The 12788-nt window shown below is 43.8% G+C and carries 9 protein-coding genes; 5 read left to right on the forward strand and 4 right to left on the reverse strand.

The features are described 5' to 3' along the window. Window positions 1–7 precede the first annotated feature (7 nt). The 3 genes from atpB to BMX95_RS00915 all read right to left on the reverse strand — a co-directional run bounded on the left by atpB (window position 8) and on the right by BMX95_RS00915 (window position 5462). Window positions 8–1177: a F0F1 ATP synthase subunit A gene (atpB, locus tag BMX95_RS00905; protein WP_081199504.1), complete on the reverse strand. Its 1170-nt coding sequence runs from the start codon at window positions 1175–1177 to the stop codon at window positions 8–10. A 221-nt stretch (window positions 1178–1398) separates the two neighbouring features. Further along, on the reverse strand, window positions 1399–3219 hold the full coding sequence (locus tag BMX95_RS00910) for an ABC transporter ATP-binding protein (protein ID WP_081199498.1): 1821 nt from the start codon (window positions 3217–3219) through the stop codon (window positions 1399–1401). Between the two features lie 125 nt (window positions 3220–3344). Continuing rightward, a complete protein-coding gene (locus BMX95_RS00915) occupies window positions 3345–5462 on the reverse strand; it encodes a hypothetical protein (RefSeq protein WP_081199495.1) in 2118 nt (705 codons plus the stop codon). Between the two features lie 481 nt (window positions 5463–5943). Here BMX95_RS00915 and BMX95_RS00920 point away from each other — a divergent pair, with 481 nt between their 5' ends. From BMX95_RS00920 to BMX95_RS00930, 3 genes are all read left to right on the forward strand, one after another. After that, entirely contained in the window at window positions 5944–6621 is a 678-nt protein-coding gene (locus tag BMX95_RS00920; protein ID WP_081199493.1) for a response regulator, read from the forward strand. A 48-nt stretch (window positions 6622–6669) separates the two neighbouring features. Then, window positions 6670–7719 (forward strand): sensor histidine kinase, encoded by a 1050-nt coding sequence (locus BMX95_RS00925; protein WP_081199492.1) that lies wholly within the window; start codon window positions 6670–6672, stop codon window positions 7717–7719. A gap of 101 nt (window positions 7720–7820) precedes the next feature. Beyond that, entirely contained in the window at window positions 7821–8993 is a 1173-nt protein-coding gene (locus BMX95_RS00930) for a choice-of-anchor E domain-containing protein (RefSeq protein WP_081199491.1), read from the forward strand. Here the strand turns inward: BMX95_RS00930 and BMX95_RS00935 are convergent. Further along, window positions 8983–10263: a DUF5690 family protein gene (locus tag BMX95_RS00935; RefSeq protein WP_081199489.1), complete on the reverse strand. Its 1281-nt coding sequence runs from the start codon at window positions 10261–10263 to the stop codon at window positions 8983–8985. The genes BMX95_RS00930 and BMX95_RS00935 overlap by 11 nt on opposite strands. A 388-nt stretch (window positions 10264–10651) precedes the next feature. On the opposite strand from BMX95_RS00935, the gene BMX95_RS00940 reads away from it, so the two are divergent. Then, window positions 10652–11482 carry a UDP-2,3-diacylglucosamine diphosphatase gene (locus BMX95_RS00940; RefSeq protein WP_081199486.1) on the forward strand — a complete coding sequence of 277 codons (831 nt, stop codon included), beginning with the start codon at window positions 10652–10654 and terminating at the stop codon, window positions 11480–11482. Window positions 11483–11506: 24 nt separating this feature from the next. Then, on the forward strand, window positions 11507–12541 hold the full coding sequence (locus BMX95_RS00945; RefSeq protein ID WP_081199484.1) for a glycosyltransferase family protein: 1035 nt from the start codon (window positions 11507–11509) through the stop codon (window positions 12539–12541). The last annotated feature ends 247 nt before the right edge of the window (window positions 12542–12788 follow it).

Below are 12788 nucleotides of genomic sequence, written 5' to 3' on the forward strand. Positions count from 1 at the left end.
CTTTAGTTTAAATTACTGCTGGTTCATCATGTCCATTGTGATCCAGGTGATCATGTCCGCCTTCAAAGGCCTGACCGATAAATACCGCTGTTAAGTTGGCGAAAATGTACGCCTGTAAAAATGCCACCAGTATTTCTATCACATATATAAACACCGCCAACAACATGAAGAAAGGTGAAGTTCCCCATCCCAATGCTGTATTCATGGCGCCGAAAATGAAAATCAAACAAATAAATGCCAGTATAATTACGTGACCAGAGATCATGTTGGCGAAAAGACGAATGATAAGGGCAAAGGGCTTAGTGAAAATACCCATTATCTCCACTGGTATCAGAATGGGTTTTACACCCAGGGGAACCGGTGGGTTAAAAATATGGCTCCAGAAATGTTTATTGGTGCTGAACAGGATCACAATAAAAGCAACCAGCCCCAACATAGCGGTAAAGGAAATATTACCGGTTACGTTAGCTGTTCCCGGAATTAAACCAATAAGATTGTTTATAAGAATAAAGAAGAAAACGGAAAGCAGCAAAGGCATGTACTTTTCGTAGTTATGACCCAAATTGGCTTTGGCAACATCATCTCTTACGAAAGTGATAACCGGCTCAACGGCATTTTGAAAGCCTTTTGGCGCACTGGTTTCACCAATACCCTTTTTATATTTTTTAGCAATGCTGGTCATTAACCATATCAGTAATATTACTGATATCAGCATTTGTGTGGCATTACGTGTGAGGGAGAAGTCATACACTTTAGCGGTAAGGCTGGGTTTGCCTTCAGCATCCAAAGCATAGATCTTGTTCATTTTGTAAACAGATTTTCCTGCTTCATCTTTTTCCTCTTCCAGCTCTTTGTGTTCCTTCAGGTACTCTTCGGTTAAAAGAATATATCCTTCATGGGCTTCGGTTCCATGATGGAAAGCAGACGACATAAATGCAGTAAACCCTTTTTCAGGAGAGTATAAAATAACCGGTAATGCCAATGATACCGGATGATTTCCAACAGTTACAAAATGGTATTCATGACCATCAGAAACGTGTTCGATAATAAGTTTAGCAGGATTTAATTTTTCTTCCTTGGGAGCTTCGCCATCTTCAGCTTTCACAAATAAAGGAGAAAGCACAACACTCAGGCTGAAAACCGCTACCAATAAGGATTTGACGCTTCTGACCAGCATACCTGTTTATAAATTTTGCGCAAAGATAAGTATGCAAAAGGCAAAAACGAACTCGTAATGCAAGTATTTATTACCAGATGGCAACTGAATAAGGGTAAAGGCCTACCCATACCATATTAATTAAATTTATATATTTATTTACGGGAACGAAATTTAGAGAAACCGTAATTTTCCTATGCTTAAATATAATATTAAATATTTTAATAACTAATAACTGCTTATTAAGCCGGAATATGCTTGTCAAACTGCATCTGGTGCAGTTTATAGTAAAATCCCTGATGGGCTATCAATTCGTCGTGTGTACCCATTTCTTTTACCTCACCCTTGTCAAGCACAATGATCTTGCTTGCCTTGCGAATGGTCGATAACCGGTGGGCAATGACAATAGACGTGCGGCCGGCAATCAGCTTATCGATCGCTTTTTGAATAAGCCGTTCACTTTCAGTATCTACCGAAGAAGTAGCTTCGTCCAGTATTAATATAGAAGGATTGTATAATAGTGCCCTGATAAATGACAACAACTGGCGCTGACCCAATGACAGGCTGCCGCCTCTTTCCATTACGTTATAATCATAACCGCCCGGCAGCTGCATTATAAAATCATGCATATCAATCATTTTGGCGGCTTCAATCACTTGTTCCCTGGTAATGGCCGGGTTGCGCAGGGTAATGTTATCCAGCACCGAGCCCGAAAACAGGAACACATCCTGTAATACCACCCCTATCTGTTTGCGCAGGGCTTCCAGCTTGAAATCTTCAATTTTTACATCATCTATCTTAATGGCGCCATGCTTTATGTGATACAGCCGGTTCATTAAGCTGATGATGGACGTTTTTCCGCTTCCGGTATGCCCTACTATGGCTACGGTATCGCCGGGCTTTACCTCAAAAGAGATATTTTTCAGTACATACCGGTCGCCCACGTAAGCAAAGGATACGTTTTCAAACGCGATCTTGCCTTTTACCATATCCGGTGCAAAGCTGCCTTCAGTAGTGATCACATCTTCATTATCCAGTACCTTGAACACCCGCTCACTGGCCACCATCCCCATTTGCAATACGTTGAACTTATCGGCAATTACCCGCAGCGGGCGGAACAACAAGTTCAAGCACAGGAAAAAGGAGAACATTTTCCCGATCAGTAAACGGCCGGCTTCTTCATCTACCGTATAGATCTTCAAGGCATGGGTGGCTGCCCACCAAACCATTAAGCCGGTACCCACCGCCAACACAATTTCAACCACGGGGAAAAATACCGAGTAAGCAAAAATGGCGTTGATATTGGCGTTGCGGTGTTCTTTATTGATGTTTTTAAACTTATTGAACTCTTTGTCTTCTGCAGCAAATGCCTGCACAATGCCCATACCGGTAATATGCTCCTGAACAAAAGCATTGAGGTTGGCCACCGCATTACGCACCCTGATGAACGATTTGTTCACGCTTTCCTTAAAGAAATAAGTGGCTGCTATTAAGATGGGAAACGAGGCCAGGCTGATCAGTGTAAGCCGCCAGTCGACCCAAAACATAAAGATCAAAACAGCGATGATCGATAACAGGTCGGCAATGATGGGAATTAATCCATCCGAAAAAATATCGTTGATGGCCTCTATATCATTAATAGTACGGGTGGTTAAAGTCCCAATTGGCGTGGTATCGAACTGGGAAAGGTTCAACCCCAGAATTTTTCGGTATACATTCACCCGCAGGTCTTTTACTACCGTTTGACCTAACCAGGCTGTCAGGTAAGAAAAATAAAAACGAAAGCCTGTTTCCAGTATCAGCAACGCGATCTGTATCACAGTGATCCAGATGATCACCTGCTCCATGGATAATTTTACCGCCTTATCGCCGGTAACCCCTTTGTGAATATAGTCGTTGATAGTGACCTGGATGAGCCAGGGACGTATAGGAGATACAATGGCCAACAGGACAGCCATTATTACCGACAGGATAAATTTTCTTTTATAGGGCTTCGCATACTGAAATACCCGTTTCAGTAAACTTAAATCAAATATGATCTTCCCCTTGCTTTTTTCCGCCATAACGAGTTTGCAAAGATACGGCTTGTACGTTTATGGATTGTTAAACTAAAATGAACGACTGAGCCTGCTGGCAGACCCAGAACTTTCAACTTTAAACTTTGAACTTTAAACTTTCAACTTAATAACTATTCACCCATTGATTTACGGTAAGCCTTGATGAAAATAGCGCCGAGGTTTTTATATGGAGGAATATAATCGTCGAACATTTCCTTGGCATCGCCTGTTGTGAATTTCTTTCTCAACTCACGCCACATACTTATCCAGTCAATATCATGACCTACCAGTAACCGCTCGTTGATAGCCTGTAAAATGGGCTCATTCACTCTTTTGGTACCCACTTGTTTTGAAGAAACAATGTGCGCATCCGGACAAGCCGTTAGTACTTCATTCAGATTATTATATCCACCGCACGAACCCAACACTACAATACGGGCGCTTGCCGGCAATTTTTGCAAAGTGGTTGACAGGTGATAACTGTGACCACGGTGTATTACTACCGTTGGCGTTAAATTACGTCCCTGCATATATTCAATCAGTTTGTCCTGCGCTTTATCGTCCGGATCATCTTCGCCATACAATGGTTTGTTGGCAAAGATCCATACGGGTTTGCCTTTGGTAGAAATGATGGTTGTCCACTCGGCCTTTCTTTCATCCACCTTCCAGCCGGCACGGCCGCGGAACATATTCATAAAGTTCTGGTACGAGGTCTGTCCGTCTTTATCTTCATCACCGTAAAAGAACACCTGTTGAATCACCCGGCCGCTGTCGTCGGTGAGGTTGCTGTAATCTTTACCATAAATAGAAGGAATGCCTAACAATGTAGACAGGTCAACTTTTTTAGTAGTATCGGCCGATTCAAACAAAATGCGCAGCAGATTGTATATAACCATACCGCGTTTATTATTTTCCTGCACATTTTTGGTATAGCTCACATTCACTTCATTCAATATAAATTCAGCCAGTTCTTTATTCTTATCCATGATACTGCTGTAAGAGTCGGCCACGTCGACCGCATCTTCCAGATCGTTTACTTTACGTGGTTTTTCCAATCCTATCACAAATGCCTTCATCATGGTTTCGGCATTTTGTTTATCCATTTTACTCAAAAAGTCATTCAGCTCGTTATAACCCGCCGCCATTTTAATGAACTTTCTGAAATAGTCGCCATGAACGCTCATGATCAGACTGTCGGCGTGGGGTTTGGCCATTTTTGTCCAGATACGCGGATATACACCCCGGGTATAACTGGAAGTATAAATTTCATCTTCACCCAGCACAGCCAGGTAGTACAGTTCCTGTGCAGTTAACCCATCGAGCCGGCGAAACCGAATATTGTCATTGGGATTGGTGTGCAGTGCATTTATTTCACGAATAAAATACTGATTCGCCTTCCGCTTCATCATTTCCGTTAAGGTCTGCAACTGGTTGGCGGTATCATTATAAGGTGGTAAGGACCTTTGTATATAGTCGATCCTGGTTTTCACGAGCAACCTGAAATAACCCAGGTCATTTTCTTTAACGCTGTCAATGGCTCCCAGGGTTATGCTTCCCCGCATCAGGTTATCTAAAAAGGGAAAATACAACTGGCCGCTTTTGCTGGTGGCAATACGTGCTACCAGTTGAACGGTTGAATCGCTGTGATGCCGAATGCGGTCGCCCAATGTGTTATGGGCCTGTGCATAATCGTATACTTTTCCGATATCGGTACTCAGCGCTACTTTTATTAAACTATCCGCAAAATAGGCGTTGGGGTTCTTGGCCAGCTCGGGCATAATCTGGTCGGGGTGAAGGGTCAGGTATTTGCGCATTAAAACAATGCGTGCGCCTGCCATACCCGGGTTGTCTTCAGAATACCGGAGTGACTCAATCAGCATTTTATCAACGCCGTACTCATTGCTTTCTATGACGGAACCAAAACTTTTATGTTGTTTGTCCAGCTCCATACACTGGGCAAATGCACTTACAAGCGCAGGCGCCAGGGAGGCCGGAAAATCGCGGCGGTTAAGATTGGAGAAATAGCTTTGTAACAGGTAATCGATGCTGCGCAGGTACTTGATCTTTCCATTACCGTTGAGGGTAGAATCCATTTCTATCTGGGTCTGCAGGTCATCTACGCTGCGGATGAGCGCATCCATTATTTGCAGGCTAACCGTAGTATCAGGTGAAATTTTACCCTGGTTAACAAACTGAATAGCCTTCTTTTGCTGTTTATCGATATTCCCATGCCACAACTCACGCTCCATGGGCACCTTTATTGGTAATGAAGTTTGCGCAAGATTCGATTGCCAAATCAGTAAACAGATAGTAATAATTCGTATATGTATCCTCATATGCTGCACATCTAGGGGTAGAGCAAAAATATGACCAAAGGGTTGTATGTGGCTGAAATTGGTCTGGTTAGCGCCTTTCTGTATTAAGAAAACAATAATTTCCGGCGAAAGTTAATAAAAGAAAGTCAAAAAGTCCGGTTAAGGTGGCTAATGGCGACCCCATGTTGGGGAGCACGCCCGCTAAAACCAGCATCGATTTAATTAGCACGGTATCGTTTTTGCGGTAGGAATGGTCTTTCTAATTAATAACGAATGCTTTGTAACTCCCTGTCCACTTCCCCGCCAGTGACAATGCAGCCTTTTTCTTTATCTTCACATATTAAGAAATTGTGAACTCAATATTATCATTTACAGGGTAGAACCTTTTCGAGTAGGTTTGCAAAAATTTTCTTTAATGAATGCTAAAGGCAAGATCCTGATTGCAGATGATGAGCCTGATATAGTGGAAATTATCCGGTATAATCTTACAAAAGAGGGTTATGAGATAGTTACGGCTAATAATGGGGATGATGCCATTCAAAAAGCCAAGTTAAGCTCACCCGACCTGATCATCCTGGATATAATGATGCCCCGCAAGAACGGGGTGGAAGTTTGTGAAATTTTACGTGCCCAACCGGCATTTAAAGATACTGTTATCGTATTCCTCACCGCCCTCAGCGATGAAAGTTCACACGTTAAAGGCCTGGAAACCGGTGCAGACGATTATATCAGCAAACCAGTCAGCCCTAAAATTCTCGTAAGCCGTATACACGCTATCTTTCGCCGCATCAATAAAGAACCGGAAGAAAAAGTGATCAAGATCGATAACCTCGAAATTGATCCGGTTAAATTTGAAGCCAAGGTCGACAGCAAAGCCGTTGTATTAGCGAAAAAAGAATTTGAACTGCTGTACCTGCTGGCATCAAAGCCTGGCCGTGTATTTCTGCGTAACGAGATCCTTAACCAGATCTGGGGTAACGATGTGATCGTTGGCGACCGTACCATCGACGTTCATATTCGAAAAATTCGTCAAAAACTCGGCATCGATTGTATCACTACCGTTAAAGGGGTAGGCTATAAATTCACTATGTGATGATGTGATGAGATGAGAATTAGCTAAATTGCACATTGGGTTTATAGTATGTCTTCAGCAAAAAACTTATCACCGCGGCAATTAGCCGCTTTCACAGCAGCTATACTAGCTTTTCCTATAGCCATAGGTATATTTTTTCTCACCGGCAACTGGCAGGTGGGACTGGGTTCCCTGTTGGTTATATTCGCGGGCGGTTACTGGCTGATACTGGTTACTATGGAACGCTTTATTTACCGCAAAATAAAGCTGATCTATAAGCTCATTTACCACACCAAGGCTACCAAAAAAGAAGAGATGTATTTCAAATACATTCTTCCCCAAAAAAGCATCGACGAAGTGCGGGCCGATGTGGAAGCATGGGGCGAACACCGGATCCGTGAAATTGAACTGTTACGCCAGAACGAAGCCTACCGTAAAGAATTCCTGCAAAACCTGGCCCACGAGTTTAAAACCCCCATCTTCGCTATACAGGGTTATGTTGATACCCTGCTCGGTGGCGCCATGGAAGAAGAAGCCATTCGCAAAAGGTTTCTCGAAAACACCTCCAAAAACGTTGACCGCCTGGTAAACCTGATGAATGACCTCGATGAGATCTCAAAACTGGAGCGCGGTGAACAATTACTGGCCAAACAGAACTTTCATATCCAGGACCTCATCAAAGAGATCTACGACTCCCTTTCCATAAAAACACAGGCAAAAAATATCCATACTGTGATCAAGAGAGGCTGTGAAGCCCCCATCACTGTTTTTGCCGATAAAGAAAAAGTAAAACAGGTATTGATAAACCTGGTTGAAAATGCCACCAAGTATGGCAAACACAATGGCAATATTGTAGCCAGCATCTATGATACCGACGACCAGCACGTGCTGATTGAAATAAGCGACGATGGCATTGGTATTGAAGAAGAACACCTGCCCCGCATCTTTGAACGCTTTTACCGCACCGACACAGCCCGCAGCCGCGATAAAGGCGGCACCGGTTTGGGCCTCGCCATTTGCAAACACATAATTGAAGCCCACGGCCAAAGCATTCACGTGCGCAGTACCCCCGATGTTGGTACTACTATTGGGTTTACTTTGGAAAGTAAAAGGGATTAACCGCCTCCCCTACATAGAACCACGTAAAACCCACACATACCACTCCCCCAACATGTATACCCGCCACCAACAACCGTTTCTTTGGCGCAATTTCCAATACCATGAAAATGTTGAAACGGACGGTTATACTTCCAGTTATTCTTCTATTGGCCTACAACTGTAAAGCACAGTGCAGCAGCAACACCCACTCGCTTTCTTACGATACTACCATACACGCATTGGGAAATGGGGCATATGCATTTACCTTTCCCCGGTTCAACCCAACACAGGGTACCTTAACCGAAGTAACAATTACTACCAATGTAACCCTCATCTATAACTTCAAACTGGAAAACGGAGAAACCAATCCGGTAGCCAACTACCGGGTAAAGGTGTTCCGCGACGATGAAATAAACAGCACCGCCCTCCTTGACCCATTGACCGGTTCGTTCCAGAAACAATATGGCTATTATTCCCTCGCCGGTTCTGATGGCATTCCCAATTCAGGGGCGGATTTTACCCAACAGGGCCCCTTATATGCATTGGATCAGAAACGCACCACCTATACGGTTTACAATACGGCAGATTTTTTTGGCACCGATGTAGTGCAATTCGATTACACCACTTCCACTTATTCAGCCGCGCAGGGCAGTATTAACAACAACCTGGAAGGATCGGCACAGGATGCCGTAAATTTTAAGATCACCTATCATTACTGCCCGCTGTTAATGCTGGCTACAGATATCACCTCGTTTATCACCAACAAAGTAAACGATGGCACCATCGATATTAAATGGACAACTCAAAACGAAAAAAACAACCGCCAATATGAAATACAAAAAAGCACGGATGGAAGATCTTATGGAAAAATTGCTGAGCTGGTTGCAAAGACCGGCACCTCCCAGGCCGGTTCCTATAGCTATTCGTACCCGGTTCAAATAACCGACAATAATAAATCCCTGTTGTTCAGACTTAAACTAAGCGAAGCCGACGGATCAACAAAATACTCAGCTGTTAGGGCTGTAAAAATAAAAGCTACCGCCAGCCTGCCACTGAAGTTATATCCCAACCCGGCCAAAGGTGCTACCTGCCTTATTTTCAGCAATACCACCCGCGGTAACTGGGACGTGAACGTGTATAGTGCAGCCGGTCAAGCGTTGAAGCATTATTCCTTTACCAATGCGCTTACCGGAAATATAAACACCGGCTGTGAACTGAAAAAAGGCATGTACATGGTGCAGCTGATCAATAAAACCACCCAGGAGAAATCTGTTCAACAGCTGATCATTCAATAATACGGTCGTACTTTTTATTAAAATAGATCAGGGAATATAAGGTGGTGGCCACACCGATCACTGAAAAGATTACTACACTTACTGGATAAAACTGCGTCCAGGTAAGTTGGAACCCAACCATTTCTTTTGTCAGCATTACCGACATACTGCCAAGGTAGCCCCAGGCATCTGCGATGTAGATCAAAAAACCTACGTTGCCGGCTATCCTGAAAGTGGCGATCATCCGTTCAAAATAAATGCAGTTAAAAGGGATATAGCCCATATACAAACCAAGACCAGCCAGTTGCATCCACAAAGCACCCGGCATTGTCTTCGTTAAAAACAAAGCGGAGGATATGCCGGCTATTAAAAATCCGGCTACTATTACCCAGTGAATTAACCGAAAGGCCCTGACGTTTTTCCTGATCACAACCAGCAGGCTCATTACTAACAGCACTACTACCGAGGTTATGGTTTCCGTGGTGGTAAAAATGGCTGGTTTTTGTCCATACCCCAGTTCGTTCCACATATTCGCCATAAAATTATCGCGTACGTCCCGCATGATGCTCAGGAACAAATAGGTGATCACGACCACCACTATCCCACCTCCGAATTGTCGTAAAAAGAGCTGACGGTCCTGCTGTGTCATGGGTAACCGAATACTTCTTTCTTTTATATCGGCGGCATCTGGCCCGGGTATTTTTTCTAACAGGTACATAAACACGATCAGTGGCAAAGCAAACACCAGGCCGGTAGCAAAACCCAGCCATTGTTCGGGTACCTGCCAGGTATCGCGCAGCCAAACGGCTACCGACCGGCTAAACCCACCCGCAAATACAAAACTTACGGCCATGGCAGCACCAATAAAATCGGTTGCCCGGCGGCCTTCGGCATAACTGAAAATAATTCCCCACATAAAACCCAGCATAAAGCCATTGGCAAACAGGCAGGCCATTCCCCAGGGAGCAGGCACCAGGGCAAAAAGCAACAAACAAAACCAGGCACCCCCCACAAGCAGGGCGCTGGTTTTCCAACGGCCCAATCTTTTCAACTCCGAAATAAATTTTATTCCATAGAATTTGCTGGCCATATAACCCAGGCCCTGACTGATGATCAGCAGGGTTTGGTATTTAATTCCCCAAAATGTCAATCCGTCGAAAGTGGCGACCGTAAAGGCTTTTCGGTAGGCAAAAATGCAGGCATAAGTGAGGAAAGCAACGGCAGCTGTATACAGCGCAACCAGTATGGGCCGGTTGGTAAAAGCAGGCGAACCGGTAGTTTGTGTTGACAATCGATGCAGTTTAAGTCTTGATTAAAGCGGTGTAAACAATGAATCTCTGGTAAAATAATCAATTACAGGCAAAGGCAGGCTTATTGCGGGTTTGTGCAGGGACAAAAAAAAGGGCGAAACTTAAAAAAGCTCCGCCGGTCAACATTAAGAAACTGCTACGATTGTTATTTATGTATAACACACAGCAATAAAACGGACCCTAAGGTACACCTGCCATATTAACGTATTGTTTACCCCATGTAAACAAATGATTACGTTTACCCCCAACCGGACAGCACCTTTACGCAACCGGTTGCATAACAATTAGTTTACACAATCCTAACGGCGACTTAACAATGCAGTAATAATGAGATCATATATATGAGGGAATTTTGATAAACCCAAACTCATGGAAAAACGAGCAGTAGATGTGGTAGTTATATCTGATGTACACTTAGGTACATATGGATGTCGTGCAAAGGAACTGGTTGCTTACCTTAAAAGTATCCTGCCTAATATTCTTATCCTTAACGGGGACATCATTGACGGTTGGCAATTCTCCAAGCGTTATTTCCCGGCGTCCCATATGGCGGTTATAAAAGAGGTGTTGAACCTGATCACGAAAGGTACGCGCGTTTTTTATATTACCGGAAATCATGATGAGTTACTTCGCCGGTACGCAGATTTTCAACTTAGCCATTTTACCCTCACCGATAAACTGGTGCTGGAGATCGACAATAAAATGACCTGGATCTTTCATGGTGACGTGTTCGACAATACCACTAAAGGCGGCGCCAAGGTATTGGCAAAATTGGGCAGCAGCGGTTATGGCGCACTGATCCTGTTTAACCGGCTGGTAAATTTTGTGATGAAAGCTTTTGGCCGTGAAAAAGTATCCATTTCAAAAAATGTAATGGCCAGCGTGAACAAGATGGCCAAGATCGACGCCTTTGAACAAATTGCCGCCGAACTGGCCATCGAGAAAAAATATGAGTATGTGATCTGTGGTCATATTCACCAGCCGCAAAAAAGGGTGATCGAAAATGAAAAGGGTAAAGTTACTTATCTGAATTCGGGCGACTGGGTGGAGCATTTAACCGCTCTTGAATACCGGCAAAACGAATGGACCATTTTTGAATACGACGAAAAAGATTTCCCCCAAACTGCTATAGATATACCGGCCAAGGTAAATGTGTTAACTGATGAGATCAGTTTTTACATCAACTCACTGGCTATTTAAACCCAGAGGAAGACATTCAACATTATGAAGATATTCTACGCAATACAGGCTACCGGCAATGGACATATAAGTCGTGCCATGGAGCTGTTGCCCTATTTACAGAAATTTGGTACGGTAGACATTTTTTTAAGCGGCGCCAACAGTACGCTTCCTTTAAACGCGCCTATTAAATACCGCAGCAAAGGATTGAGCCTGTTTTATACCTGTGATGGCAGCCTTGACTACTGGAAGATCGTAAAAAGCATTTCGCCTTACCGGGTGATGAAGGAAGTGCGTGACCTTCCCGTTGAAAAATACGACCTGGTAATTAACGATTTTGAATGCATTACTTCCCTGGCCTGCGCCCGCAAAAAAGTTCCTTCCGTAAACTTTGGCCACCAGGCGAGCTTTGTATCTGATAAAACGCCCCGCCCTGATAAACCCAGCAAAGCGGGTGAATGGATCCTGGCTAATTACGCCAAAGCCAGCAATTATATTGGCCTGCACTTCGAAAGCTATGATGACTTTATTTTTTCACCCGTTATCAAAGAAGAGATCTTACAGGCAGAACCCACCAATGCAGGTCATATAACCGTATACCTGCCCTCCTACTGCGATAAGGAATTGATAGAATTGCTGAAGCCTTTCAGGGACCACCGGTTCGAGGTGTTCTCCCGCCAGGCTTTAAAACCCTATACCGTTGATCATATGAACTTCCGCCCGGTTGATTCAAAAGATTTCAACCGCAGCCTTATCAGCTGTCATGGTATTGTATGCGGTGCTGGTTTTGAAACACCAGCCGAAGCATTGCACCTGAAGAAAAAAATGATCGCTATTCCTATTCAGGGTCAATACGAGCAACAATGCAATGCTGCTGCCCTGAAGAAGATCGGCATTACCACGCTCAATAAAATCGATGATGATTTTACGGATACCTTCAATAACTGGGTAAACGATCCCAAAACACCCAGTGTGGAGTATCAGTATTCAACTGAAGCTATCATCAATATACTCATGTATCGTTGCACCGATCTTAAATCGCGGCTCGATATTCCATATCCCGAACTTATTTTCAACTAATACACCTGGTTCTTCCGTTTTAACAGGTGCTACGGTCCGAAAGGAGGTGGCACCTTTTTTTGGGACCAAACCCCGGTTTCAGGGTATAAAATGCGTGTTTCATGTGTGAACCATGTGTCAACCATGTGTGCTCCATTAGAGAGGCAACATATTTGACACATGGTTCACACATGGATGAAGCCAGGTTCACACATGAAACAACTGCTATTCAATAAATTATAGATGATGAAGGACAAAGCCCACACGC

Source organism: Niastella yeongjuensis, assembly GCF_900110245.1.
Lineage (GTDB): Bacteria > Bacteroidota > Bacteroidia > Chitinophagales > Chitinophagaceae > Niastella > Niastella yeongjuensis.